The 25221-nt window shown below is 65.2% G+C and carries 21 protein-coding genes; 13 read left to right on the forward strand and 8 right to left on the reverse strand.

Annotated features, from left to right (window positions below; translation table 11 throughout):
- The first annotated feature begins 18 nt into the window (after positions 1 to 18).
- From groL to ACZ0AV_RS18760, 4 genes are all read left to right on the forward strand, one after another.
- Complete coding sequence (groL, locus tag ACZ0AV_RS18745) at positions 19 to 1659, forward strand: chaperonin GroEL (protein ID WP_499152425.1); 1641 nt, start codon at positions 19 to 21, stop codon at positions 1657 to 1659.
- Between the two features lie 206 nt (positions 1660 to 1865).
- Complete coding sequence (locus tag ACZ0AV_RS18750; protein WP_499152426.1) at positions 1866 to 2093, forward strand: hypothetical protein; 228 nt, start codon at positions 1866 to 1868, stop codon at positions 2091 to 2093.
- 112 nt (positions 2094 to 2205) lie between these two features.
- The gene (locus ACZ0AV_RS18755; RefSeq protein ID WP_499152427.1) at positions 2206 to 3036 is read left to right on the forward strand and encodes an isocitrate lyase/PEP mutase family protein; all 831 of its coding nucleotides are present in this window, start codon (positions 2206 to 2208) and stop codon (positions 3034 to 3036) included.
- Positions 3037 to 3038: 2 nt separating this feature from the next.
- Positions 3039 to 3728, forward strand: a complete 690-nt coding sequence (locus tag ACZ0AV_RS18760) for an extensin-like domain-containing protein (protein ID WP_499152428.1) — start codon at positions 3039 to 3041, stop codon at positions 3726 to 3728.
- A 32-nt stretch (positions 3729 to 3760) separates the two neighbouring features.
- Here ACZ0AV_RS18760 and ACZ0AV_RS18765 read toward each other — a convergent pair whose 3' ends face one another.
- Positions 3761 to 4156, reverse strand: coding sequence for a hypothetical protein (locus ACZ0AV_RS18765; RefSeq protein WP_499152429.1), 396 nt, complete (start codon positions 4154 to 4156; stop codon positions 3761 to 3763).
- A gap of 164 nt (positions 4157 to 4320) precedes the next feature.
- Here ACZ0AV_RS18765 and ACZ0AV_RS18770 point away from each other — a divergent pair, with 164 nt between their 5' ends.
- Entirely contained in the window at positions 4321 to 5067 is a 747-nt protein-coding gene (locus tag ACZ0AV_RS18770; protein ID WP_499153398.1) for a class I SAM-dependent methyltransferase, read from the forward strand.
- A 51-nt stretch (positions 5068 to 5118) separates the two neighbouring features.
- Here ACZ0AV_RS18770 and ACZ0AV_RS18775 read toward each other — a convergent pair whose 3' ends face one another.
- A complete protein-coding gene (locus ACZ0AV_RS18775) occupies positions 5119 to 6030 on the reverse strand; it encodes a DMT family transporter (RefSeq protein WP_499152430.1) in 912 nt (303 codons plus the stop codon).
- A 96-nt stretch (positions 6031 to 6126) separates the two neighbouring features.
- Here ACZ0AV_RS18775 and ACZ0AV_RS18780 point away from each other — a divergent pair, with 96 nt between their 5' ends.
- Entirely contained in the window at positions 6127 to 6981 is an 855-nt protein-coding gene (locus ACZ0AV_RS18780) for a LysR family transcriptional regulator (RefSeq protein ID WP_499152431.1), read from the forward strand.
- On the opposite strand, the gene ACZ0AV_RS18785 is transcribed toward ACZ0AV_RS18780, so the two are convergent.
- Complete coding sequence (locus ACZ0AV_RS18785) at positions 6956 to 7867, reverse strand: AraC family transcriptional regulator (protein WP_499152432.1); 912 nt, start codon at positions 7865 to 7867, stop codon at positions 6956 to 6958. The two genes, ACZ0AV_RS18780 and ACZ0AV_RS18785, sit on opposite strands and share 26 nt — an antisense overlap.
- Before the next feature lie 311 nt (positions 7868 to 8178).
- On the opposite strand from ACZ0AV_RS18785, the gene ACZ0AV_RS18790 reads away from it, so the two are divergent.
- From ACZ0AV_RS18790 to nhaA, 5 genes are all read left to right on the forward strand, one after another.
- Complete coding sequence (locus ACZ0AV_RS18790) at positions 8179 to 8703, forward strand: nuclear transport factor 2 family protein (protein WP_499152433.1); 525 nt, start codon at positions 8179 to 8181, stop codon at positions 8701 to 8703.
- Positions 8704 to 8827: 124 nt separating this feature from the next.
- Positions 8828 to 9184 (forward strand): metalloregulator ArsR/SmtB family transcription factor, encoded by a 357-nt coding sequence (locus ACZ0AV_RS18795; protein ID WP_499152434.1) that lies wholly within the window; start codon positions 8828 to 8830, stop codon positions 9182 to 9184.
- 18 nt (positions 9185 to 9202) lie between these two features.
- Positions 9203 to 10486: an arsenic transporter gene (locus ACZ0AV_RS18800; protein WP_499152435.1), complete on the forward strand. Its 1284-nt coding sequence runs from the start codon at positions 9203 to 9205 to the stop codon at positions 10484 to 10486.
- A gap of 26 nt (positions 10487 to 10512) precedes the next feature.
- Positions 10513 to 10980 carry an arsenate reductase ArsC gene (locus tag ACZ0AV_RS18805; RefSeq protein ID WP_499153399.1) on the forward strand — a complete coding sequence of 156 codons (468 nt, stop codon included), beginning with the start codon at positions 10513 to 10515 and terminating at the stop codon, positions 10978 to 10980.
- A gap of 372 nt (positions 10981 to 11352) precedes the next feature.
- Positions 11353 to 12624 carry a Na+/H+ antiporter NhaA gene (nhaA, locus tag ACZ0AV_RS18810; RefSeq protein ID WP_499152436.1) on the forward strand — a complete coding sequence of 424 codons (1272 nt, stop codon included), beginning with the start codon at positions 11353 to 11355 and terminating at the stop codon, positions 12622 to 12624.
- Between the two features lie 99 nt (positions 12625 to 12723).
- On the opposite strand, the gene ACZ0AV_RS18815 is transcribed toward nhaA, so the two are convergent.
- Complete coding sequence (locus tag ACZ0AV_RS18815) at positions 12724 to 14196, reverse strand: inorganic phosphate transporter (RefSeq protein WP_499152437.1); 1473 nt, start codon at positions 14194 to 14196, stop codon at positions 12724 to 12726.
- A 522-nt stretch (positions 14197 to 14718) separates the two neighbouring features.
- On the opposite strand from ACZ0AV_RS18815, the gene ACZ0AV_RS18820 reads away from it, so the two are divergent.
- Positions 14719 to 16827, forward strand: a complete 2109-nt coding sequence (locus ACZ0AV_RS18820; protein WP_499152438.1) for a TonB-dependent siderophore receptor — start codon at positions 14719 to 14721, stop codon at positions 16825 to 16827.
- Between the two features lie 93 nt (positions 16828 to 16920).
- On the opposite strand, the gene ACZ0AV_RS18825 is transcribed toward ACZ0AV_RS18820, so the two are convergent.
- The 4 genes from ACZ0AV_RS18825 to ACZ0AV_RS18840 all read right to left on the reverse strand — a co-directional run bounded on the left by ACZ0AV_RS18825 (position 16921) and on the right by ACZ0AV_RS18840 (position 21950).
- Positions 16921 to 17997: an ABC transporter substrate-binding protein gene (locus ACZ0AV_RS18825; protein ID WP_499152439.1), complete on the reverse strand. Its 1077-nt coding sequence runs from the start codon at positions 17995 to 17997 to the stop codon at positions 16921 to 16923.
- 265 nt (positions 17998 to 18262) lie between these two features.
- Complete coding sequence (locus ACZ0AV_RS18830) at positions 18263 to 20458, reverse strand: xanthine dehydrogenase family protein molybdopterin-binding subunit (RefSeq protein WP_499152440.1); 2196 nt, start codon at positions 20456 to 20458, stop codon at positions 18263 to 18265.
- Positions 20455 to 21444: an FAD binding domain-containing protein gene (locus tag ACZ0AV_RS18835; protein ID WP_499152441.1), complete on the reverse strand. Its 990-nt coding sequence runs from the start codon at positions 21442 to 21444 to the stop codon at positions 20455 to 20457. Before ACZ0AV_RS18835 ends, ACZ0AV_RS18830 begins: the two co-directional genes overlap by 4 nt.
- Positions 21441 to 21950 carry a (2Fe-2S)-binding protein gene (locus ACZ0AV_RS18840; protein WP_499152442.1) on the reverse strand — a complete coding sequence of 170 codons (510 nt, stop codon included), beginning with the start codon at positions 21948 to 21950 and terminating at the stop codon, positions 21441 to 21443. Before ACZ0AV_RS18840 ends, ACZ0AV_RS18835 begins: the two co-directional genes overlap by 4 nt.
- Positions 21951 to 22217: 267 nt before the next feature.
- On the opposite strand from ACZ0AV_RS18840, the gene ACZ0AV_RS18845 reads away from it, so the two are divergent.
- The gene (locus ACZ0AV_RS18845) at positions 22218 to 25202 is read left to right on the forward strand and encodes a PAS domain-containing hybrid sensor histidine kinase/response regulator (protein WP_499152443.1); all 2985 of its coding nucleotides are present in this window, start codon (positions 22218 to 22220) and stop codon (positions 25200 to 25202) included.
- Positions 25203 to 25221 lie beyond the last annotated feature (19 nt).

Here is a 25221-nt window from a genome sequence, read left to right on the forward strand (position 1 = left end):
AATTGAGGATCAATTTCCATGGCTGCTAAAGAAGTTAAGTTCGGCGACTCCGCCCGTAAGAAAATGCTCGCCGGTGTGAACGTCCTGGCTGATGCCGTTAAAGCCACCCTGGGCCCGAAAGGCCGCAACGTGGTGCTGGAGAAGAGCTTCGGTGCTCCGACCATCACCAAGGACGGCGTTTCCGTCGCCAAAGAAATCGAGCTGAAAGATCGCTTCGAGAACATGGGCGCCCAACTGGTCAAGGACGTTGCCTCCAAGGCCAACGACGCTGCCGGTGATGGCACCACCACCGCTACCGTTCTGGCTCAGGCCATCGTCAACGAAGGCCTGAAAGCCGTCGCTGCCGGCATGAACCCGATGGATCTGAAGCGTGGTATCGACAAGGCCACCATCGCCATCGTCAAAGAGCTGAAGAACCTCTCCAAGCCGTGCGCCGACACCAAGGCCATCGCTCAGGTCGGTACCATTTCCGCCAACTCCGACGACTCCATCGGCCAGATCATTGCCGAAGCGATGGAAAAAGTCGGCAAAGAAGGCGTGATCACCGTTGAAGAAGGCTCGGGCCTGGAAAACGAACTGTCCGTCGTAGAAGGCATGCAGTTCGACCGCGGCTACCTGTCGCCGTACTTCATCAACAAGCCGGACACCATGGTCGCCGAGCTGGACAGCCCGCTGCTGCTGCTGGTCGACAAGAAGATTTCCAACATCCGCGAAATGCTGCCGGTGCTGGAAGCTGTCGCCAAGGCTGGCCGTCCGCTGCTGATCGTGGCCGAAGACGTCGAAGGCGAAGCGCTGGCGACCCTGGTCGTCAACAACATGCGCGGTATCGTCAAGGTCGCTGCCGTCAAGGCGCCGGGCTTCGGTGATCGTCGCAAGGCCATGCTGCAGGACATCGCCATCCTGACTGGCGGTACCGTGATCTCCGAAGAAGTCGGCCTGAGCCTGGAAAGCGCCACCCTGGAGCACCTGGGTCAAGCCAAGCGTGTTGTCCTCAACAAGGAAAACACCACCATCATCGACGGCGCCGGTCAGCAGACCGATATCGAGTCGCGCGTTGCGCAGATTCGCAAGCAGGTCGAAGACACCACCTCCGACTACGACAAAGAGAAGCTGCAAGAGCGTCTGGCCAAGCTGGCTGGCGGTGTTGCCGTGATCAAGGTCGGTGCCGGTACCGAAGTTGAAATGAAAGAGAAGAAAGCCCGCGTTGAAGACGCCCTGCACGCCACCCGTGCAGCTGTCGAAGAAGGCGTGGTACCTGGCGGCGGCGTTGCCCTGGTGCGTGCTCTGCAGGCCATCTCCGAGCTCAAAGGCGACAACGAAGACCAGAACGTCGGTATCGCGCTGCTGCGCCGTGCTGTCGAAGCCCCGCTGCGCCAGATCGTGGCCAACGCCGGCGACGAGCCGAGCGTGGTGGTCGACAAGGTCAAGCAGGGTTCCGGCAACTACGGCTACAACGCTGCGACCGGCGTGTACGGCGACATGATCGAGATGGGTATTCTCGATCCGGCCAAAGTCACCCGTTCCGCGCTGCAAGCTGCTGCTTCCATCGGCAGCCTGATGATCACCACCGAAGCGATGATCGCTGAAGTGGCTGACGACAAAGGCGGCCCGGCCATGCCGGACATGGGCGGCATGGGTGGCATGGGCGGCATGATGTAAGCCACCCGGCACCTGCTGTAGAAAAACACCCCGCGCCTGTCGCGGGGTTTTTTTTGCGGTGAATTCGCCTGGGGCGGGTCCTGCGCCCTGCGCGTGGTGGTGGCGCGACACCAACGACTACCGTTCGTCTTGATAAAAGTTGCAACCGTTTAATTGATCTAGTGTTAGCGAACTGCGTTTAGCCGCCCGATCAAGAGGTTGCGATCATGAAACTAGAAATGGCGCGAGGTGCGTTTCTCATCGCTGCCCTCAGCGTGTCGGTGGCCGCTGCGGCTTCCTGGTATGAGCCCGGCCATGGCGTGGTCAGTAGCTACGGGCGCAGCTACTGCGCCAATCCCGCCCTCAAGAGCACGTCAGCTGCCCAGGTGCAGGCCAGCCAGAACCTGCTCTGGTTGGTACTGGGCCTGTCCCAGGGCATGCGCTCGCAGGGCTGATGGCGCGCCTGTGGCGCCTCTCTGCGAAACAGTGAATTTCTTCCCGGCTGGAAAACTCCGATACCCTGCACGCTGATCCGATCAGGTCGGCCAGCCTCCAGGGAGAACGAGCATGTCCATTCAGCAGCGCCTCGGTGAACGTTTCCGCCAGCTTCATCATCAGGATGAACTGCTGGTCGTGCCCAACCCCTGGGATGCCGGCTCGGCGAAGCTGCTTGCCAGCCTCGATTTCCAGGCCTTGGCGACCACCAGTGCGGGCCTGGCGTTCTCCCTGGGCCGGCGCGATGGCGAAGGCGCGGTGTCGCGCGACGAGGCGCTGGCCAATGCACGGGACATCGTCGCCGCCACTGCGCTGCCGGTAACCGCGGATCTGGAAAACGGCTACGGCGACGACCCCGAGGACTGCGCGCAGACCTTGCGCCTGGCGGCAGCGGCCGGTCTGGTCGGCGGCTCCATCGAAGACGCCACCGGGCGCGTCGATGCCCCTATCTATGATCTTGAACGGGCGGTGGAGCGCATCCGTGCGTCGGTGGCAGCCGTGCGCAGCCTGGACGTTCCCTTCACCTTGACCGCGCGAGCAGAGAACTACCTGCACGGCCGCGCGGATCTGGACGACACCATTCGCCGCCTGGTCGCCTACGCCGAGGCTGGCGCCGACGTGCTCTACGCGCCGGGGCTGACCCAGCGTGACGAGATCATGGCGGTGGTGCAGGCCGTGGCGCCACGCCCGGTCAACGTCCTGGTCGGCTCGCCAGGGCTGCGCCTGTCGCTCGACGAGCTGGCCGCGCTCGGGGTGAGGCGCGTCAGCCTCGGCTCCAATCTGGCGCGGGTGGCGTACGGGGCTTTCCTGCAGGCGGCCACTTCCCTGGCTGGCTCGGGCGATTTGCGCGCCACGCACGAGGCGCTGCCGTTCGACCGCATCAATGACCTGTTCCGCGGCTGAGCATGCGCCAGTTCCTGATCGCGCTGCTGCTGTTCGTCGTGGTGGGTGGCCCGCTGGCGCTGTACCGGCAATGGATCGATGTGCCACCACGCTGGAACCCCTGGGCACCGCTGGACCTGCGCGATGCACCGAACTGGCTGACCGGTTACAAGCTGCGCCGCCTGCAGGATGACCCGGCGTTGTGCCGCACGGTGCTGGACACGTCGTCGCTGCGTTACGTGGCGCTGGCCGATAGTACGCCGGCAACCGATTGCCCGCTGACCAACACCGTGCGGGTGCAGGGCAGCGAGGTGCGCTTGAGCAGCAGCTTCATCGCCACCTGCCCGGTGGCCGCGGCATTCGCCCTGTTCGAACGGCACGGCCTGCAGCCCATCGCTCAGCAGCGCTTTGGCCAGCGTGTCACGCAGGTCGATCACGTCGGCAGCTTCGCCTGTCGCACCATCGCCGGCAGCCAGCGGCGCAGCCAGCATGCATCGGCGAATGCCCTGGACATCGTCGGCTTTCGCCTCGCCGATGGCAGGCGGATCAGCGTGTTGCGTGACTGGCCCGGCAGCGATGACAAGTCGCTGTTCCTGCGCCAGGTGCAAAAGGCCGCCTGCCAGAGTTTCAACACCACCCTGGGCCCGGACTACAACGCGGCGCACCGCGACCACTTCCACCTGGACATGGGCATGTTTCGGATGTGCCGCTAGCGCAGCAGGCAATCGGCGTCAGCCTCGCTAGATCAGCCTGCCAGACGCTGCTGCAACGCCAGTTGCCCAAGCAGCAGCTCCCAGGGTTGCAGCGATTCGGCGAGCAGCGGGTTGGGGGCCTCGGGCGCGTTGCCGCCAGGCCGTGCCTGGATCAGCAATTGGTCGAGGCAGTGGGCGCTGTCGACGTCGCTCACCGAGCAGTTGAACTGGCGTTGCATCATGACGTCTTCGAGGGTGCGGTTGTCCCGCCAGTGCATCTCGTTGTCGGGTTCCGGCGCGGGCAACTGGCTGGCCGCTGGCGCCTCCATCGACAGCAACACGCTGCGCAGAATCTGGTCGTAGAGGGCCGCACTGGCGCTGCTAGGCGCGCCGGCTTTCTGGGCGGCGACCCCGGGGGCACCGGGAATTCGGGAGATGACGTCGAACATGCAGCGGCTGGCTCTGGCAAACTATCGCATACCAGGGTATCGGCCGGCCGATGCCCGAGTTTAGCCCCGAGGCTGCGCTAAAACTGCCCAGGTCGATAGCCGCCCTTTCTGCCACCGATGGACGATCCGCAATGACTGAAACACAGCCCGCCGCGCGCATCCGCATGCAGGCCCTAGGGCCGCATCTGTACCAGGCTGCGCAGCAATGGGCGCAGCGCCTCGGGCTGCCCATGGACGAGGAGGCCGAGTTCGCTCTGCAACTCGGTGATGCCGGCCTGCAACTGGTCGAGCTGGGCCCTCAGGCGCCCGGGCCGGTGCGGGTGGATTTCGTCGAAGGTGCGGTGGCCCATCGCCGTCAGTTCGGCGGCGGTGCCGGGCAGATGATTGCCAAGGCCGTGGGTGTCCAGCCAGGTATTCGCCCGCGCGTGCTGGATGCTACTGCCGGCCTTGGCCGCGATGCCTTCGTGCTGGCCAGCCTCGGTTGCACCCTCAGCCTGATCGAGCGCCAACCCCTGATCGGCGCGCTGCTCGAAGATGGCTTGCAGCGCGCCGCCGCAGACGCCGAGGTGGCGGCCATCGTCGCGCGCATGCGCTTGCTGCAAGGCAATGCGATCTCGCTCATGGCCGACTGGCAGGACGAGGTGCCCCAGGTGATCTATCTCGACCCGATGTTTCCCCATCGCGACAAGAGCGCACTGGTGAAGAAGGAGATGCGCCTGTTTCGACCATTCGTGGGAGACGACCCGGACGCTCCGGCGCTCCTTGCCGCAGCCCTGAAGCTGGCCAGCCACCGCGTCGTGGTCAAGCGCCCGCGCAAGGCGCCGATCATCGAGGGTGCCAGGCCCGGCTACGCGTTGGAGGGTAAATCCAGCCGCTACGACATCTACCCGCTGAGGAAACTCGGCAACTAGGCGGGCAGGGCACATGCAACGCTAGCGGTTCTTCACCCGTTGCCGTGACCGCTAGCGGCCCTCGGCGGGTTCGTTGCGCACCACCATCCAGATACCCAGCGCCGAGATGACCGTGCCCAGCGCCATCAGCCAGGACAGCGGCTCGTCGAACATCGCCCAGGCCCACAGCAGGGTCACCGCCGGGCTCAGGTACAGCACGCTGGCGACACGGGTTGCCGAGGAGCGGCGCAGGCACAGCCAGTACAGGCCATAGCCGCCGAGGGTGGAGACGCTGGCCGTCCACAGCACGCTCAGCACGAAGCCGCTCGACGGCACCGGCATCAGGCTGCCCTCCAGCCCGGCAAGCACCGCGAAGGCCAGGCTGGACACGCAGCATTGCAGCCACAGGTTGGTGACCAGATCCAGTGAGGTCGAGGCGTTCGAGCGTTTCTGCCACAGCGTGGCCACGGCCAGCGAGAGCATGCCGAGCAGCGGCAGGCCATAGGCCCAGAGAGGCGCCTTGCCCCATGCCAGGGCATCCGAAGTGACCAGCACCACGCCCGCCAGGCCGAGTGCCAGGCCGGTCCAGGTGGCCCACCCGAGGCGCTGGCGCAATGCCGTCGCTGCCAGTAGCGCGACGCCGATCGGCAACAGGTCGGCGAGCAGCGCCACCAGTCCTGCCGGAACGCCCATGGCCACCCCCTGCACGACGCCGGCGAGGTAGCCGGCCATGGCCAGAAAGCCGATGCCGGCGTTGTGCAGCAGCGCTGTCGGCGAGGCACGGCGCAGGGCGCCAAGTACCCAGGGCAGCAACGCCAGCGTGACCAGCACGCAGCGCCAGAACACCACCAGCATGGCCGGCGCATGATCGATCGAAAAGCGCGCGCCAATGAAGCCCGAGCTCCAGGCGATCACCAGAGCTGCTTCGAGTATCACCAGGGGAACGGCGGTGTGCCAGGTGCGCAGTATCGATAGGCCGGCCATGACAATCCAGTAATCAGGGTGTAGGCGCAGGCTACGAAAACCGACTAATCTAATAAATCAAAATACATTCAACTGGTAGTTTGGATTTATTGAATCATGACGGGTGTTCTCGATATCGACCTGGTGCGTACTTTTCATGCCGTGGCGCGCAGTGGTCGCTTCAAGGCGGCGGCCGAGCAACTGCACAAGAGCCCGGCCGCCATCAGTGTGCACATCCAGCGCCTGGAGGCAGTGGCTGGCGGGCGGCTGCTGGATCGCGACAACCAGTCCGTCGGCCTCACCGCGCTGGGCAAGCGCTTGCTGGTGTCGACCACCGACCTGCTCGCCACCCATGATCGGGTGCTCGCGGACCTGCACGGGCCGCACCTGGTGGGCCGCGTCAAGTTGGGGATTCCCGACGAGTATGCGGCGCATGTCATCCGCGACATCCTGCCGCTGTTCTCGGCAGCCTGGCCCAATGTGGTTCTGGAGGTTAAGACCGCACCCAGCTATACGCTGCGTGAGCAGTTGCAGCGCGGCAGCCTGCATGCGGCCGTGATGACCCTGCCCAAGGCGCAACGCAGCGAGAACGTACGCGTGCTGGTCGCCACCACCCCTGTCTGGGTCGGTGCTGCCACCGGCCCAGCCGCGTGGGACGGGGAGCTGCCGCTGGCCCTCCACGCGGCGGATTGCCCATACCGCAGCGTGATGCTGGCGTCGCTCAAGGAAAGCGGACGCAACTGGCGAGTGGTGCTCGACAGCCCCTCCGGGCAGGCCATCGCCGCGTGTGTCGAGGCGGGCCTGGCGGTCACCCTGATGGACCGCGCACGGGTGACCGCGAGCATGCAGATTCTCGACGACCTGCCCGCCATCGCCGAGCACGAGGTGGTGTTCGTCCGCTCAGCCTCGTCGCCGAGCAACCAGGCCATCGACTTGCTCGCCCAGGCTATTCACCAGCGCTTTCGCTTGTGATGGCGGCGCCGCGCAGGCGGTTGGCATCCCGGGCTGGTGGCAGGCCGAACAGGCGGGCATAGTGCCGGCTGAACTGCGAGGGGCTTTCGTAGCCGACCCGGTAACCGGCACCGGCGGCGTCGAGGGCTTCGGCAACCATCAGGCGCCGCGCCTCCTGCAGCCGCAACTGGCTGCGAAACTCCAAGGGTGTCATCGAGGTGACGGCCTTGAAATGGGCGTGGAAGGTCGAGCGGCTCATCCCCGCGATGTCGGCGATGTCATCGATCCGGCAGGTTTCCCGGTAGTGGCTGCGCAGCCAGGCGATCGCCCTGGCGATCTGCCGGAGACGGCTGTCGGCCCTGGCCAACTGCCGCACCATGCCATTGCCGCCGTTGCTGGTCAGCAGGCGATAGAGAATCTCGCGGGTGATCAGCGGTGCCAGGGCCTCGATGTCGTCGGGCTGATCCAGCAGGCGGGCAAGCCGCACCACGGCGTCGAGGAGCTCCGGCGTGATGTCGTTGAGCTCGATACCCGCCGCCGGTGGGTCGCTTACGCCGACGGCGAGCGGGTATTGCAGGGCGAGCTCGCTGAGTACCGGCATGTCCAGGTCGAGCACCAGGCACAGGTAGGGCGCTGCCGGACTGGCCTCGATGACCGAACCCATTACCGGGATATCCACGGAGGCGACCAGGTAGTTGGCTGCGTCGTAGACGTAGGCGACGGTTCCGGCCACCACCTGTTTACGCCCCTGGGCGATGAGACACAGCGTGGGCTCATAGACGACCGGCATGGGCACCGTCGGTGTGTCCGAGCGTACCAGGCTGACTCCCGCTATCGACGTTGGCCGCAGGCCGTCTGCCGGCGTGTGGCGGCTGATGATGTCGACCAGGCTTTCCAGAGATTCCACTGCTCGCTCCTCGCCCGCGGAGGGCGTGCGTCAACCGTTGATATTTGCGTGCCCGGACAATCGTACAAGCACTCAGGACGATCCTGCTACAGGGTGCACGGGCCCTGGCGGCAGACTGACGCGCAATGGCTGGCAGATCGTAGTGCTTGAGGGCGCTGAGGTATGTGCGCCGCGTGCACCGATCACCTCCGTCATATCGGACGATCGGGCATGTGAACGTCGCCTGAGGGTGGCCGCACAGATTCCCGCCAGCCCCCACCGGGGCCTCCCCCTTCGATCCCGACATCACCACGCCAGGAGGCGTTTCAGCCATGTACCCATCCCTCGTTCGCAACACCCGCTGCGCTGTGCTGGCCGTCATGCTGCTGGGCGCCAGCGGGCTCTTTCCCGTCGCGGCCAGCACGGCTGCGCAGCAGAACAACGAAGCGCACAACAGGGCGCTGGTCAGCCAGGCCTTCGATCGTTGGGCCGCCGGCGGCAGCGCCTTTTTCAGCGAGATGCTGGCGCCCGATGTCGTCTGGACCATCAAGGGATCGGGGCCGTCGGCGGGTGTGCACCGCGGCCGGGAGGGGTTTGTCGAGGAAGCAGTGAGGCCATTCGTATCGCGACTTTCCACCCCCGTCAGGCCGACCAGCAGGCAGGTATGGGCAGATGGTGACCATGTCATCATCCAGTGGAATGGGGCGGGTGTGGCGCGTGACGGGCAGGCCTACGAGAACAGCTATGTGTGGATCTTCCACATGCGCGACGGCAAGGCGGTTGAGGTCACCGCCTTTCTGGATCTGGCGCCCTACGACGATGTATTGCGGCGCATTCCCGCAGCTGCTGCCAATTGAGGCGCACGGTGGCCCCGTATGCATTGAGCGGGCGATAAAGTCATCACCGCGCCTCGGGATCATTAAGGGCTAGGCAACGGCGCCTTGTATATGTGAATATCCGTATATTCGGTTTCCCGCATATATGGAGCCTCTCTTGACGCCACCCGACGCCTTCAAGTGCCTGGCTGACGAAACCCGTGCCCGCGCCACCCTGCTCATCGCCGAGCAGGGCGAGCTATGCGTCTGCGAGCTCATGTGCGCCCTCGAGGACAACCAGTCCAAGGTCAGCCGCCACCTCGCGCAGCTGCGTACCGCCGGCCTGCTGCGTGATCGCCGCCAGGGCCAGTGGGTCTACTACCGACTCGATCCGGACATGGCACCGTGGTTGCGCGAGGTGCTGCGCATCACTGCGGTAGCCAATGCCGCCTGGTTGCAGGGCAGCACCGCGCGTCTCATGAGCATGCAGGGCCGTCCTGAGCGCGCTGCTGCCTGCTGCTGACCGGAACGAGGGTTCATCATGCTTGTGGCTGCGGCGGTCTTCGTTTTCACGCTGGTGCTGGTGATCTGGCAACCAAAAGGCCTGGGAGTCGGTTGGAGCGCGAGCATCGGAGCGGCTCTCGCGCTCGCGGTGGGGGCGGTGTCCTTGCAGGACATTCCCACCGTCTGGGCGGTGGTATGGAACGCCACAGCGACCTTCATCGCGATCATCGTCGTCAGCCTGCTGCTGGACGAGGCCGGTTTCTTCGAATGGGCGGCATTGCATGTGGCCCGCTGGGCCGGGGGCAGCGGGCGGCGCCTGTTCGCCTTCATCGTCCTGCTGGGAGCGGCGGTATCCGCGTTGTTCGCCAACGACGGCGCGGCCCTGATCCTCACGCCCATCGTCATTTCCCTGCTGGTGGCGCTGCGTTTCTCGGCGGGGGCCACGCTGGCATTCGTCATGGCGGCAGGCTTCATTGCCGACACGGCCAGCCTGCCGCTGGTGGTGTCGAACCTGGTGAACATCGTCTCCGCCGATTTCTTCGAACTGGGCTTTGCCGAGTACGCCTCGGTGATGGTGCCGGTGACCCTGGTCAGCATCGCCAGCACGCTGCTGGTGCTGTGGCTCTACTTTCGCCGCGATGTACCCGCAATCTATCTGCTGACGGACCTCAAAGCCCCGACTGCGGCCATCCAGGACCGCACCACGTTCGTGGTGGGCTGGTGGATACTGGCCCTGCTTCTGCTCGGCCTGTTCGTGCTGGAGCCCATGGGCGTGCCGGTCAGCGCCGTCGCGGCGGTGTGCGCGACCATCCTCTATGCCGTGGCGGCCAGGGGGAGGGTCATTTCGACGCGCCGCGTGCTACGCGAGGCGCCTTGGCAAATCGTGGTGTTTTCCCTGGGGATGTACCTGGTGGTCTTTGGCCTGAGCAATGCCGGCCTGACCGGTTACCTCAGCCAGCTTCTCGATTACCTGGCCGGCCACGGTCTCTGGGCGGCTGCCCTTGGCACTGGCTTGCTGTCGGCGCTGCTGTCGTCGGTGATGAACAACATGCCCAGTGTGCTGATCGGCGCACTGTCCATCGATGCCAGCGCCAGTAGCGGAGCGGTTCGCGAGGCAATGATCTATGCCAACGTCATCGGCTGTGACCTGGGGCCGAAAATCACCCCCATCGGCAGCCTGGCCACCTTGCTTTGGCTGCACGTGCTGCAGCGCAAGGGAATACGCATTACCTGGGGCTATTACCTCAAGGTCGGCGCCTTGCTGACCTTTCCCGTCCTGTTCATCACCCTTTGCGCACTTGCCGTGCGCCTGAGCCTTTGAGGTTGCCAATGCCGACAGGAACACCTCTGCGGATTCTGTTCATGTGTACCGCCAATAGCTGCCGCAGCATCCTTTGCGAAGCGCTGTTCAACCACCTGGCCCCCGCTGGCTTCGAGGCTGTCAGCGCGGGCAGCTTCCCGAGGGGCCAGGTTCTGCCGCGCACGTTGCACACGCTGCGCCAGGCAGGCGTTGCCGTCGAGGGGCTGAGTAGCAAGGGTAACGAGGCCTTCGAAGCGCAGCCGCCGGATATCGTCATTACCGTCTGCGACAGGGCGGCGGGTGAAGCCTGCCCCGTGTATTTCGGGCCGGCCTTGAAGGCCCACTGGGGGCTTGCCGATCCCTCCGAGGTGACGGGCGATCAAGCACGGGTCGACGCGGCGTTTACCGCCGTGCTGAAGCAAATCGAACGACGCTGCCGCGCTTTCCTGGCGCTGCCGTTCGATCGGTTGACCCGTGAGGCGCTGCAGCGCGAACTGGATCGAATTGGCCACTAGCGCCACAACCGCTTTTCAGGTGTTTTCTGCCGCTGGAAAAACCTGCAGGAACATAGGCTGGCGTGGGTTGAAAGCGTTCAGCGCGAGCAGGTAATATCCAGTCATGGCGTGTGCTGCGTGCGCCGGGGGCTGGCCCCTATACGGAGAACGATTAGTCGTTTTCCGTGAGGCCCTGATGTACGCGTACTGCCCATTGCCCCTCGATTCATCGCCTGAGCCGATCGCTCGCCATCGGTGCTGCGCCAAGCCTTTCCCCACATCTCGTCTGCCTGCCAGCCACGGTAGCGCTTGCTCGTGTCCGGCTTTCGCTCCGAAGCCCCTGTCGCGTGCGCGAAATACCTCGTCCTCCATTCGCCCAAGGAGCGTTTAGCCATGTCTCTTTCGTCATCAATACCTGCTGCCAAACCGTCTGCGCTGAGGCGATTTCTCGCCAGCGAATCGGCAGGCGGCGTACTGCTGATGATCGCCGCCGCCGCCGCCATAGTGGTCGCCAACAGCCCCCTGGCAGAGGCCTATCATCACATTCTGCATGGCTTTGCAGGGCCTGTGCTGAGCGAAAAGCTCGGGCCGATGACACCGCACCTGTGGATCAATGACGGGCTCATGGCGATCTTCTTCCTGCTGGTCGGCCTGGAGATCAAGCGCGAACTGGTGGATGGACGCCTGTCCTCCTGGGAGCAGCGGCGCCTGCCCGCTCTGCCAGCGTTGATGGGCATGGCCGTGCCCGCCTTGATCTACCTGATGCTCACCAACGGCGATCCGATACTGACCAACGGCTGGGCGATCCCTGCCGCCACGGACATCGCCTTCGCCGTCGGTGCGCTGGCCCTACTGGGCCGTCATGCGCCGCTTTCCCTGAAGCTGCTGCTGGTGTCGGTGGCGATCATCGACGACATGGGCGCGGTGGCGGTGATTGCGGTCTTCTACACGTCATCCATCAACGTCGCCGCACTCATTTCCGCAGCTGGGATCATCGGCATCCTGTTCGCGCTCAACCGTATGCGCGTCATGGTGTTATGGCCTTATGTGCTGGGTTTGGTGGCGCTCTGGTACGTGACCCTGCTGTCTGGCGTGCATGCCACCATCGCCGGTGTCGTCGGTGCGCTGCTGATCCCCTACCTGCCGTCACCTGGCCAGCCGGACGACGCGCGTTCGCCGCTGCACCGGCTCGAGCACGGGATAGCGCCCTGGGTGGGTTTTCTGATCGTGCCGGCGTTTGGTTTCGCCAACGCCGGGGTGTCGTTCGCGGGGGTTTCCGTCAGCGACGTCTTCGCACCGCTGCCGCTGGGTATCGCCGCGGGCCTGCTGCTCGGCAAGCAACTGGGGGTATTCGGCGGCGTGCTCCTGGCAGTCAAGACAGGCCTCGCGGCCAAGCCACGTGGCTGTACCTGGCTGCAGATCTACGCGGTGTCGATGCTGTGCGGCATCGGCTTCACCATGAGCCTGTTCATCAGTGGCCTGGCGTTCCCCGGCTCTGCGGCGCTGGTGGAACAATCCAAGATCGGCATCCTGCTTGGCTCACTGCTCAGCGCGACGCTTGCCTGCCTGATACTGCGCTTCGCCCCGCAGGCGGTCGATCAGTTGCAGGAGCAGCGCGCCCAGGAAGCCGAGATTCTCCAGGACGGCGACGTGAGGCACATGTGATCGGGCCGCCAGGGCGCCGTGCAAAGGTGGCTGCGCGACGCCGTTAGGCGCGTCATCATCCAGGTGGCCGCCGAACGGCCACCTGGTGTGCTGTGACGATCAGCCGAAGATCAGTGTGGCGCCGTAGAACAGGCCAGCTGCCAGGGCCATCGAGGTGGGCAGGGTGAGCACCCAGGCCAGCAGGATGTTACTGATGGTGCTGCCCTGCAAGCCGCTGCGGTTGGCGACCATGGTGCCCGCGACCCCCGATGACAGCACATGGGTGGTGGACACCGGCAGGCTGTAGACGTTGGCCAGGCCGATGGCGCAGGCCGCGGTGATCTGCGCGCTCATGCCCTGGGCGTAGGTCATGCCCTGCTTGCCGATCTTTTCGCCAACGGTCTTCACCACGCGCTTCCAGCCAACCATGGTGCCGATCCCCAGCGCCAGGGCCACGGCGATGATCACCCAGAAAGGCGCGTACTCGGTGGTTGCGGTCAGGTCCTTGCGCAGCTTGTCGAGGTCGGCCTTATCGCGGGCGGGCAGGTTTTCCAGCTTGCCGACCTTCTTCGCCGAGTCATCCAGGCACAGCAGGTAGCGGCGGATATCGATACGGCTCTCTTCGCTCAGGCTGTGGTAGTCCTTGACGCCGTCCAGGTTGCGCAGCAGCGCCGCGATGGTCGGCTCGGTCAGTTTCGGATCGCAGCGGAACTGCCTGGGCAGTTCCGTGTTGCCGACTTTGCCGAGGGCCAGAAATTCATTCAGGGTCGGCGCGTTGCGCTGGTAGAACTCGCCCAGGTGAATGGCCGCATCGCGGGTGCGTTCGATCTGGTAGGTGGTGCTGTTGAGGTCGAGCACGAACTTGGCTGGCACGATGCCGATCAGCACCAGCATGATCAGGCCGATGCCTTTCTGCCCATCGTTGGATCCGTGCACGAAGCTCACCGCCATGGCCGATACGATCAATACCAGGCGGTTCCAGAACGGCGGCTTGTTCTTGCCTTTGATTTCCTTGCGTGTCACAGGCGTGCTGTGCACCTTGGGCGTCGGCATCCAGCGCTTGAGCGCCAGGAACAGCAGGGCAGCGACGACGAAGCCGGCGATCGGCGAGAAGATCAGCGACAGGCCGATATCACCGGCTTTCTGCCAGTTCACGCCATCGCTGAGTGGAATGTCGGTCAGCAATGCGTTGGCCAAGCCCACACCGAGAATCGAGCCGATCAGCGTGTGCGAGCTGGAAGCTGGAATGCCGAAGTACCAGGTGCCAAGGTTCCAGGTGATCGCCGCAGCCAACAGCGAGAAGACCATGATCAGGCCGTGGCTGGTGTTGACGTTGATCAGCAGCTCGACCGGCAGCAGGTGCACGATGGCGTAAGCCACCCCGACACCACCCAGCAGCACACCGAAGAAGTTGAAGATGCCCGACATCACCACCGCCAGGTTGGGCGGCATGGCTTTGGTGTAGATGACCGTCGCCACGGCATTGGCTGTGTCGTGGAAGCCGTTGATGAATTCGAAGGTGAGCACGAAGAGCAGGGCAAGCCCCAGGCTCAGTGCCAACCAGGCGTCGAGCCCGCTGAATAATTCGAACATGAGGGTTTAGGTCTGACTGTTTGAGGGCAGTTGATTCCAGAAAGCCTGGAACGGTTGGCGTAAGCGCAAAAGAACGATGCTGCTGGACGTCCACATGATTCTTGGCAGCCTGTGACAGCGAGCTGAAACGCTCGTCGAGTGACGCCCTTAAGGTTGTGATTGCGGGTTCGGCAGGTACCTTGCCGAGCCGCTGTCACCGCGAATTATTTCATTGTGTGAAAATTGTGACGGGATTTACCGAGAAAATCGAATCGGAAGCAATCGCGAGTACGTAAAAAATCCGTATTTTTATCGGCCGTCTGTCTGCTCGCCTGGGATCGATCGACGCGAGGCGCGAGTGATCGGTGCGCTGGCTGAGCGCTGCGGTGGATATCTCGGGGCGCGCAGAAAGCGGCGCTTCGGGTGGCTGGCATGCCAGGCAGGCTTCCTGAATGGAGCTGTTGAAATTGATTATCAATAAGATTGATCGCCTGGCCAGGCTCAACTAGACTCGCGCTCCTTTTTGCCTGGGACTCGATGTTCATGCGCCGCAATCACGCTTCGATCTGCCTGCTGTCGCTGTGCTGCACAGGTATTTCCGCCACCGCGTTGGCCGCACCGGTCGAACTTGCCGATTCCGTCATCACGGGCGTGGGCGAGAGCGCCACCGGGCCGGTGCAGGGCTACGGCGCGACGCGCTCGGCCAGTGCCACGCGCACCGACACCGCGCTGCACGAGACGCCGCAGTCGGTCAGCGTGGTGTCACGCCAGGTGCTCGACGACATCTCCGCCACGCGCCTGCAGCAGGCGCTGGATCAGGCCGGCGGGGTGGGGCGCGCAAACAACTTTGGCGGCCAGGGGCTGACCACTTTCACGGTGCGGGGCTTCACCACCGGCGAGTTCTATCGCAACGGCTTTCCGATCAACCGCGGCTATCCCAACTCTCCCGATGCCAACACCCTGGAACGCGTCGAGGTGCTGCGCGGCCCCGCGGCGACCCTGTATGGCCGCGGTGACCCTGGCGGCACCTTCAACGTGATTACCAAGCAACCCCTGGCCGAACAGCGCACCACGGTTGGCAGCCAGTTCACCGATCAGGGTCTGCGTCGCGGCACGCTCGACACCGGTGGCCCGCTGGATGAGGGCGGCCGGCTGGCCTATCGGCTGAATGTCATGGCCGAGGGCGGCGACAGCTTTCGTGACGACGTGGAAAGCGAGCGCTACGGCATCGCACCGGTGCTGAGCTGGCAGGTGTCGGACGCTACGCGCATCGTGCTGGAGGGTGACTTCATGCGTAACAATCACCCGCTGGACAGGGGCCTGACCCATTACCCGACGCAGCGCGGGCAGCCCAGCCACTCGACCTATTACTGGGAGAAGGGCAGCGACAACAAACTGCACAACGACAATGCCATGGTGCAACTGCGCTTCGAGCATCAGCTCAACGACGACTGGGCATTGAGCGGCGGTTATCAGTTTCTCGACGGCTCGCTCAAGGGCAATGCGGTCGAGGCCAATGGAGTGGCAGCGGATGGCGTGACCCTGAACCGCAACTTCAACTACCGCAAACTCGAATGGACCGACCACGACGTGCAACTGCACCTGACCGGGCATTTCGAGACCTTCGGCCTGGGCCACACGCTGATCACCGGCGTGGAATATGAAAACTACGATTACCAGTCGATCATCAATCGTTCGACCGCTGCGTATCCGATCAACATCTTCGACCCGGTGCTCGGCCAGCCGCGCCCCGCGCTGGGCAACATCACCACCCATGACCGCGAGAATCTGAAAACCTGGGCCGCCTTCGTGCAGGACCAGGTCGCCCTTACCGAGCGCCTGAAGGTGCTCGGCGGGGTGCGTATCGAGCGCTTCGAGCATGACTACGATGACCGCAGACCGGTCAACGCCGATTGGGAGATGGCCGATAACGCCGTGACCCCACGCGTCGGGGTGATCTATGACCTCACCGACAGCGTGGCGGTGTATGCCAACGCGTCCAAATCCTTCAAGCCCAACTCCGGCGCGTCGCGTCTGGGCGGCGGTTTCGACCCGGAGGAGGGCAAAGCCTACGAACTGGGGGTCAAGTGGGCTGCGCTGGACGGTTTGCTGAGCATCGATACCGCGGTATTCCACGTCACCAAGGAAAACGTGCTCACGCTCGACCCACTGGATCCCACTTCCACCTTCCGTATCGCCGCTGGCGAAGTGCGCAGCCGCGGCTTCGAAATCAACGTGGCAGGTGACTTGACGCCCGAGTGGCGGGTGATCGGCGGCTATGCCTACACGGATTCCGAGGTCACGCGCGACAACCTGCTGCCGCGTGGCACCCGCCAGGCGAACATCCCGCGCAACAGCTTCAACCTGCTCAGTGTGTACGAGTTCCGCGATGGAGCGCTGCGTGGTCTGGGCCTGGGTGCCAACTTCAAGTACGTGGATGATCGCGCCGGCCAGACGGCTGCGCAGACCTACACCATGGAGCGTTACGCGGTCACCGACCTGCTCAGCTTCTACCAGGTCAACGAACACCTGCGCCTGAACCTGGACGTGAGGAACGTGTTCAACAAGGGCTACGAAGAGGGTGCCTTCAACGCCTACGCCTATCCGGGCGAGCCGCGTACCGTGCAGACCGGATTCGCCTACAGCTTCTGAGTTGGCCAACCGGCCAGGCCGGCTGCGTGGCCGGGCCTGACGGGGAGGCGTTGAACGCTCGATGGCCGTGCGGGTGGGCAGGCCATCGCCAGGTCAGTCGTCGAGGCCGATGGCGTAAGTGCCTTCCGGCGCTATCGGCAGGTAGGTGCGGTGGTAGTTCAGGTAGTTGGCCATCGGGTCGAGGTCGGCGAACAGGTCTGGGTACAGCTGTTTGGCGATGAACTGCAGCATGGCGAAATCGCCCAGGCTGCGCGACGCGCCCTGATACACGCCATACAGCCGACGGTCGCGAATCGCAGGCAGCTCTGCCCAGCCCGTGCGCGTGGCGAATGCCTGCAGCTGGCGGCGCGCCTTCTCGGGCGCCACGCCGGGGCCCATGGACAACGCGGTCGGGTTGCTGTTGTCTTCACGCCCGGAAATGACGATGACCTCGGGCTGCGCGACCAGCACCTGCTCGGGGTTGATCGGCCCCCACCACTGCACGAAGGGCGCGGCGATATTGTCGCCGCCGGCAGCCGTCGCCAGGGCGCCCCACATGTTCTTGCCGTAGGTGAACGAGTATTCGGCCGGGCCCATGTTGCCGAATTCCAGGTAGATGCGTGGCTTGGGCCTGTGTGCATCGGCGATGCGCTTCTCGACGTCGCGCACGGCCGTGGTGTACAGATCAGCCAACTGCCGGGCCCTGGCTTGCTGCCCGGTTATCTCACCCAGCAGCAGGGTCGAGGCGATGTGGCGCTCCAGTGTCTGCGCGTTGTAGTCGATGACCAGCACCGGGATGCCGGCTTGTTCCAGGCGCGCCACTTCACCGGGCAGGCCCTGGAATTGCCAGTCCGTGAGAACCACCAGATCGGGGTTGAGCGTAAGGACTTTCTCGACCGAGAACGTCTGGGTTTCCACTTCGCCGACATCGGCAAGATGCTCGATGGCAGGCCGATGGGCCGCATGTAGCTGCCAGTTGAGCGGTACCTTCTTTTGCCAGGCGCCTCTGGAGATGCCGACCACCGAGTCAAAGGCGGTGTCCCCGCCGACGGCCATGTAGTCCTCGAAGTTGAAGCCGAGAATCACCCGTTTCGCCGGCAACTGGGCCGTCACGCTGCGCCCCAGGACGTCGACGACTTGCCGTGGCTCGGCGTAGGCGGCGCTGCAGCACAGGCAGGCGATAAGCAGCATCGCGATACGGGGGATTGGCCATGGAGCAGGTTTTCGGGGCATCTGGTTTCACTCTGTCGTGGCGCAGCGCCGCCGTCGCGACGGGCTGATTCAGCGCGGCAGAATACAGGGAATGATTCTCAGTTGTCCCGCCGGCAGCGCCAGAAAGACTCCCGGCGGGCTCGCTGCTTGCGCGCAAAGGGCGGCGGAGCGAGGCACAGGCGCCTGGGTTCGCGTATCTGATGGCCGTGGCAGGAGCCCCAAAAGGCGCTGCCACGGCATGTGCTCAGAGGAGCTTGTCGAGGGTGATGGGCAGGCTGCGGATGCGTTTGCCGGTGGCGTGGTACACCGCGTTGGCGACTGCCGCGGCAACCCCGACGATGCCGATTTCACCCACACCCTTGGAGCCCAGCGGGTTGACCACTTCGTCGTGTTCCTCGACGAAGATCACCTCGATCTCCCCCATGTCGGCATGCACCGGTATGTGGTACTCGGCCAAGTTGTGGTTCATGCAGCGGCCAAGCCGATGATCGATCATCGCCTCCTCATGCAGGGCCATCCCCACGCCCCAGACCACGCCGCCGAGAATCTGGCTGCGCGCGGTTTTCGGGTTGATCACTCGCCCGGCGGCGATGGCGCTGACCACGCGAGTCACTCTCACGGTGCCCAGCGCCTCGTCGACCCTGACCTCGACGAAAACCGCCGAGTGGGTGGCGCTGGCGAACGGCTCGCGTGCCTGCCCCGGCTTGGCGTCGACCTCGGCTTCCAGGCTGCCGTGACGGGCGAGCAGATCGCGCAATGCGACGGCGCGGCTGCTGTCGTTCGCCTGCTCGATGCGCCCATCGCGGCAGCGCAGCGCGCTGGCATCGGTGAACGGCGCATCGGGCAACTGGCGGGCGGCATCGCAGAGCCGCTGCGCCAGTTCCAGGCAGGCCAGGCGCACGGCGCTGCCCACCGAGGACACGGTAAAGGAGCCGCCCTGCAGCGGCGCCGTCGGCAGGCTCGAGTCGCCCAGCTTGAAAACCACCTGGGTGGGGTCGAGGCCCAGGGCATCGGCGGCTATCTGGGTCATCACCGTGGCGGTGCCCGGGCCGATGTCGCAGGTTGCGCTGGCGACCACCAGGCGGCCATCTGCGCCCAGCGTGGCGCGGGCGCTGGCGGGCATCTGCATGGCCTCCCAGACGCCCGTGGCCATGCCCCAGCCGATCAACTGGTCGCCGTCGCGCATGCTGCGAGGCTCGGCGCTGCGGCGTTGCCAGCCGAACGCCTCGGCACCCTGCTGGTAGCAGGCGCGCAGCTCCTTGCTGGAGTAGGGCTTGTCCTCGTTCTGGTTGCGGTCGCTGTAGTTGAGCAGGCGCAGTTGCACGGGGTCGATGCGCGCGGCCCAGGCCAGTTCGTCCATCGCCGACTCGAGGGCGAACAGGCCGGTGGCCGCGCCCGGGGCACGCATGTCCAGCGGGGTGTACATGTCCAGCGGTGCGAGGCTGTAGCTCAGGCGCAGGTTGTCGCAGTGATAGAGCATCCCCGACCATTCGGCGACGTGTTCGGTGAAATCCTCGAAGCGCGAGGTCTGGCCGATTACCTCGTGCAGCAGGCCCTGCAGGCGACCGTCAGCCGAGGCGCCGACGCGCAGGCGCTGGAGGGTGCGCGGCCGGTAGCCGAAGGTGAACATCTGCTGACGGGTCAGTGTGACGCGCACCGAACGACGCAGCTTCAGGGCCGCCATGGCCGCCAGCGGCAGTTGGTACTGCGGGCGCAGGCCGGAACCGAACGCACCCCCGACGAACGAGGAGAGGATGCGCACCCGCGATGGCTCCAGCTTGAGCGCGTTGCACAGGTACTGCTGGCTGTTCTGAGGGCCTTGGGTCTTGTCGTGCACCAGCAGGCTGCCATCGGCCTGGTAGATCACCGTCGAGGCGTGGGGCTCCATGGGGTTGTGGTATTCGTTGGGTAGCTCGTATTCCAGCTCCAGACGGATCGGCGCAGCGGCATAGGCCGCGTCGGCATCGCCCCGGGCCTCCGGCAGCTCGGCTGGCGCCGGGTGGGTATCGTCCAGGCGCTGCTGCAGGTCGGTGCAGTGCGGCTGCTCCTCATAGCGAATCTTCACACAGGAGGCCGCATGCCGCGCCAGCTCCAGGGTCTGCGCGACCACCAGGGCAACCGGCTGCGCGCTGTACATCACCTGGGCATTGAACAGCGGGCGAAACGGCGAGCCGTCCGCAGCATCGTCGTCTTCATAGCTTTCGTCGTCGGCAGCCATTGGTGGGCGATTGAGGTGGCTGAGCACTTCCACCACACCCGGTAGCGCCAGGGCCGCGGAGGCGTCGATGTCGAGGATACGACCGCGGGCGATCGGGCTGCAGACCACGCTGCCATGCAGCAGACCGTCGGCCGGGTATTCGGCGGCGTAGCGGGCCTGGCCGCTGACCTTTAGCGGCCCGTCGACGCGGTCGAGCGGACGGCCCATTGTCGAGGCATTCATTGGGCGACTCCCTTGGCTGCCGTGCTCAGCGCACGGACGATGGCGCGGCGCGCCAGTTCCACTTTGAAGGCGTTGTGCTGCAGCGGCTGCGCACCTTGCAGCATGAGATCGGCAGCCGCCTGGAAGGCCGCGGTTTGCGGCAATTGGCCGGCGAGGCTCTGCTCGACGTCCGCGCGGCGCCACGGCTTGTGTGCTACCCCGCCAAGGGCCAGCCGCGCATGGCGGATACGCCCGTCGGCATCGAGTTGCAGCGCCGCGGCGACCGACACCAGGGCGAAGGCGTAGGAGGCGCGGTCGCGTAACTTCAGGTAGCTGCTGTGTGTCGAGAAATCCGCGCCTGGCAACTCGACGGCCAGCACCAGCTCACCCTCGGCCAGTTGGGTATCGCGCTGCGGCTCATCGCCGGGCAGGCGATGGAAGTCGGCGAAGGGGATGTACCGCTGCCCCTGGGGGCCTACGACCAGCACCCGGGCATCGAGCGCGGCCAAGGCCACGCACATGTCGGAGGGATGCACCGCTACGCAGTGCTCGCTGGCGCCGAATAGCGCGTGGTAGCGATTGAGGCCGCTGCGCGCCGGGCAGCCGCTGCCGGGCTCGCGCTTGTTGCAGGGCGTCTGACTGTCGTAGAAGTAATGGCAGCGGGTGCGCTGCAGCAGGTTGCCGCCAACGCTGGCCATGTTGCGCAACTGCGGCGAGGCGCCCGCCAGCAGCGCCTGGCTGAGCAGCGGATAGCGCGCTTCGATCTGGGGATGCCAGGCCAGGTCGGCATTGCTCACCAGCGCGCCGATGCGCAAGCCACCGTCGTCGGTCGGCTCCACGTCACGCAGGGGCAGGGCGTTGATGTCGATCAGGCGTTTCGGGCGTACCAGGTTTTCCTTCATCAGGTCGACCAGGTTGGTGCCGCCCGCGATGAACTGGCTGCCGGGGCCAGCCAGATGCAGGGCTTCGTCGAGGTGCCGGGGTTTGCTGTAGGCGAACGGGGTCATGAGCGTACCTCCGTGTCACGGTCCGGCAGCGCTTCCTCGATGGCGGCAAGGATGTTCGTGTAGGCACCGCAGCGGCACAGGTTGCCACTCATGCGCTCGCGGATGTCGGCGGCATCGCCGATCCGGCCTTCGCCTGCCAGGCCGACCGCGGAGCAGATCTGCCCCGGCGTGCAGTAGCCGCATTGGAAGGCGTCATGTTTGACGAAGGCGCGCTGCATGGGGTGCAGTTCACCGTCCTTCGCCAGGCCTTCGATGGTGGTGAGTTCATGGCCGTCGAGCATCACGGCGAGTGTCAGGCAGGCATTCACCCGGCGGCCGTCGACCAGCACGGTGCAGGCGCCGCATTGCCCGTGATCGCAACCTTTCTTGGTGCCGATCAGATCGAGCTGCTCGCGCAGCAGATCCAGGGCGGTGATCCAGGGGTATACATCGACCTGCACCGGCGACCCGTTGAGGGTCAGGGAGATGGTGCAGCGCTCGAAGCCGTTCGTGCTGGTTTCGTTCATGGGGCAACCTCGGTTATTCGGGACGTCTGATGCGTCCGTTTCGGTTCAGAGGTCGCCGTTCTTTAAAACGTTCAGGTCGTACGAGGAGCGGTGCGGCCGATGAGCGTTTCGTCGCCGCCAGGCGCACGTCGCATTTATGATCAAGCTTTCGGGCACCAAGTCCCGCTGTCATGATCAATATCCGGCAGTCGGTTCGTCACGGCGCAAGGGGCCAGGGAGCAGGGCGGTGCTAACCAGTATTCGGGCAGTGGGGCAGCAGGGATAACCATGGGCAGTGTAGGGAATGATCTGAACAGTCTTGACCGCGAGCAACTGGTCGCGGAAGTGATCCGCCTGCGTGCGGCGCTCGCGCCTGGCGTCGCCGCCACCTCGGCACCCGCATCGGGCCAGTGCCCGGCCGCTTCGAGCGGCATGTCAACCGCGCATGCCAGACGAGCTGCCCGGCAACGCGCGGTCTTCGAAAGCGCCATCGACCTGGCCATCATCCTTATCGACGCCGACGGCATCATCACCGACTGGAACTCGGGCGCGACCCACATCATGGGCTGGAGCGCAGAGGAGGCCTGTGGCCAGAACGTTGCGCTGTTCTTCACCGCGGCCGACCGTGCCGCCGGCAGGGTAGAGCAGGAGCTGGGCTGCGCACTGCGCGAGGGGCGCGCCGCGGACGAGCGCTGGCACCTGCGCAAGGGCGACCAGCGATTCTGGGCCTCCGGCGAGATGGTGCCCCTGTACGGCGACGACCGGCAACACCTCGGTTTCATGAAGATTCTCCGTGATCGCACCGAGGAGCACCTTGCCAGCCAGGCCATCGAGGAAACCAAGGAGCGGTATCGCCTGGCTGCCAAGGCCACCAACGACGCGGTGTGGGACTGGGACCTGGGCGGCAACCAGGTGCTCTGGAACGAAGCCCTCGAAGGCGCCTACGGCTATTCGCTGGCGCACATCGAAACCAGCGGCGACTGGTGGATGGCGCGTATTCATCCGGATGACCAGGCGCGCATCACCGCGTCGATCCATGCGGTCATCGACGGCACCGGAAGCGACTGGACCGATGGCTACCGTTTTCAGCGCCAGGATGGCTCGTACGCCGAAGTGCTCGACCGCGGGCACGTCATCCGCAATGCCGAAGGCCGTGCGCTGCGCATGATCGGCGCGATGCTCGACCTGAGCCGCATGCGCAGCGCAGAGACCGCGCTGCGCAAGAGCGAAGAACGCTTTCGGACCATCCTCGACACCATCGAGGCGGCGTTCGCCATCGTCCAGGTCAAGTTCGATGCGGACGATCGCCCGGTGGATTACCAGTTCGTCGAGGTCAACCCCGCCTTCGAGCGCCAGGCCGGTGTCGACCTGCGTGGCAAGTGGGTCACCGAATTCGCCCCGGATCTGGAAGCCTTCTGGTTCGAAATGTACGGCCACGTGGCAAAGACCGGCGAGCCGACCAACTTCGAGAACTACGCCGAAGCGTTTCAGCGCTGGTTCGATGTGCGCGCGGTGCGGGTGGGTGAGCCCGAGGAGCGACGAATCGGCATCTTCTTCAACGATGTCACCGAGCGCCGTAACGCCCAGGAGCGCTTGCGCGTCAGCGAACGCATCGCCCGCGAAAACGTCGAGCGCGTCCAGCTGGCATTGGCGGCGGGTGCGATCATCGGCACCTGGCACTGGGACATGCAGGGCGACCATTTCTCGGTCGACGAAGCCTTCGCCCAGGCGTTCGGCCTCGACCCGGCGCAGGATCTCGACAGCCTGCGCCTCACCGAGGTGGTCGGCAACGTTCACCCCGACGACCGCGAGGCGCTGATCGCCGGCGTCAACGAAGCGGTCGAGCGCGGCGGCGCCTACGCCCAGCAGTACCGGGTGCGCCGCGCGGATGGCAAGTATTACTGGATCGAGGCCAACGGCCGAGTACAGCGCGGCGAGGACGGCGCTGTCCAGAGCTTTCCCGGTGTGCTCATCGACGTCGAGGAGCGCCGCGCCGTGGAAGCCGAGCGCGACCGTGCGATCAGCGCGCTGCGGGTGCTTAACGAAACCCTCGAACAGCGCGTGGTCGAGCGCACCAGGGAGCTGATGCAGGCGGAGGAAAAACTGCGCCAGTCACAAAAGATGGAAGCGGTGGGCCAGCTCACCGGCGGCCTCGCCCACGATTTCAACAACCTGCTGGCGGGGATCTCGGGCTCGTTGGAGATGATGAGTATCCGCATCGCCCAGGGGCGGGTGAACGACATCGACAGGTACATGGTGGCGGCGCAGGGTGCGGCCCGGCGCGCGGCTTCGCTGACGCACCGCCTGCTGGCGTTCTCCCGGCGGCAGACACTGGACCCGCAGCCAACCGACATCAACCAGCTGATGGCCGGCATGACCGAGCTGATCCAGCGCACCGTCGGCCCCAGCATCCTGGTCGAAACCGTTGGGGCGACAGGTGTCTGGGTCGCGCTCGCCGACGCCAGCCAGCTGGAAAACGCCTTGCTCAACCTGTGCATCAATGCCCGCGATGCGATGCCCGATGGCGGGCGTATCACCATCGAAACCGCCAACCGCTGGATGGATCGCGACGCCGCCCGCGCCCATGACCTGCCGGAAGGCCAGTACCTGGCGCTCAGCGTGACCGACACCGGCGCAGGGATGACCCCGGAAGTGATCGCCAAGGCGTTCGACCCGTTCTTTACCACCAAGCCCATCGGCCAGGGCACCGGCCTGGGGCTGTCGATGATCTATGGCTTCGCCAAGCAGTCGGGTGGCCAGGTGCGCATCTATTCCGAGCTCGGCCTGGGCACCACGGTGTGCATCTACCTGCCGCGCTATCACGGCGACGTGAAGCCTGCTCGCAGCGAAGCCGTGCGTCGTTCCACGGCAATCAGCCAGGCCGGTGAAACCATCCTGGTGGTGGACGACGAGCCGACCGTGCGCATGCTGCTCGCCGACGTGCTCGGCGACCTGGGCTATACCGTGGTGGATGCGGCCGACAGCCTGGTCGGGCTGGAGATCCTGCGTTCCGACGTGCACCTCGACCTGCTGATCACCGATGTCGGCCTGCCCGGCGGCATGAACGGCCGGCAGCTCGCCGATGCCGGTCGTGAGATGCGACCGGGCCTGCGCACGCTGTTCATCACTGGCTATGCGGAAAACGCCGCCATCGGCCACGGCCACCTGGCGCCCGGCATGCAGGTGCTGACCAAGCCGTTCGTGGTCGACACGCTGGTGGCGCGAGTGCGTGAATTGCTGCGCCTCCAGGCTCAGGGGCAGACCGAAGCCTGACGGCGACCACTGTCGATAT

It is taken from the genome of Pseudomonas sp. AC532 (assembly GCF_979258965.1).

Bases quoted from the DNA above. Each gene is read 5' to 3' on its own strand.
- ACZ0AV_RS18825 (WP_499152439.1), bottom strand. From the start codon at position 17,997: ATGCTGCTTATCGCCTGCCTGTGCTGCAGCGCCGCCTACGCCGAGCCA.
- ACZ0AV_RS18750 (WP_499152426.1), top strand. From the start codon at position 1,866: ATGAAACTAGAAATGGCGCGAGGTGCGTTTCTCATCGCTGCCCTCAGC.
- ACZ0AV_RS18795 (WP_499152434.1), top strand. From the start codon at position 8,828: ATGGAGCCTCTCTTGACGCCACCCGACGCCTTCAAGTGCCTGGCTGAC.
- ACZ0AV_RS18830 (WP_499152440.1), bottom strand. From the start codon at position 20,458: ATGAATGCCTCGACAATGGGCCGTCCGCTCGACCGCGTCGACGGGCCG.
- ACZ0AV_RS18775 (WP_499152430.1), bottom strand. From the start codon at position 6,030: ATGGCCGGCCTATCGATACTGCGCACCTGGCACACCGCCGTTCCCCTG.
- nhaA (WP_499152436.1), top strand. From the start codon at position 11,353: ATGTCTCTTTCGTCATCAATACCTGCTGCCAAACCGTCTGCGCTGAGG.
- ACZ0AV_RS18835 (WP_499152441.1), bottom strand. From the start codon at position 21,444: ATGACCCCGTTCGCCTACAGCAAACCCCGGCACCTCGACGAAGCCCTG.
- ACZ0AV_RS18820 (WP_499152438.1), top strand. From the start codon at position 14,719: ATGCGCCGCAATCACGCTTCGATCTGCCTGCTGTCGCTGTGCTGCACA.
- ACZ0AV_RS18755 (WP_499152427.1), top strand. From the start codon at position 2,206: ATGTCCATTCAGCAGCGCCTCGGTGAACGTTTCCGCCAGCTTCATCAT.
- ACZ0AV_RS18765 (WP_499152429.1), bottom strand. From the start codon at position 4,156: ATGTTCGACGTCATCTCCCGAATTCCCGGTGCCCCCGGGGTCGCCGCC.
- ACZ0AV_RS18840 (WP_499152442.1), bottom strand. From the start codon at position 21,950: ATGAACGAAACCAGCACGAACGGCTTCGAGCGCTGCACCATCTCCCTG.
- ACZ0AV_RS18845 (WP_499152443.1), top strand. From the start codon at position 22,218: ATGGGCAGTGTAGGGAATGATCTGAACAGTCTTGACCGCGAGCAACTG.
- ACZ0AV_RS18790 (WP_499152433.1), top strand. From the start codon at position 8,179: ATGTACCCATCCCTCGTTCGCAACACCCGCTGCGCTGTGCTGGCCGTC.
- ACZ0AV_RS18800 (WP_499152435.1), top strand. From the start codon at position 9,203: ATGCTTGTGGCTGCGGCGGTCTTCGTTTTCACGCTGGTGCTGGTGATC.
- ACZ0AV_RS18780 (WP_499152431.1), top strand. From the start codon at position 6,127: ATGACGGGTGTTCTCGATATCGACCTGGTGCGTACTTTTCATGCCGTG.
- ACZ0AV_RS18815 (WP_499152437.1), bottom strand. From the start codon at position 14,196: ATGTTCGAATTATTCAGCGGGCTCGACGCCTGGTTGGCACTGAGCCTG.
- ACZ0AV_RS18770 (WP_499153398.1), top strand. From the start codon at position 4,321: ATGCAGGCCCTAGGGCCGCATCTGTACCAGGCTGCGCAGCAATGGGCG.
- groL (WP_499152425.1), top strand. From the start codon at position 19: ATGGCTGCTAAAGAAGTTAAGTTCGGCGACTCCGCCCGTAAGAAAATG.
- ACZ0AV_RS18760 (WP_499152428.1), top strand. From the start codon at position 3,039: ATGCGCCAGTTCCTGATCGCGCTGCTGCTGTTCGTCGTGGTGGGTGGC.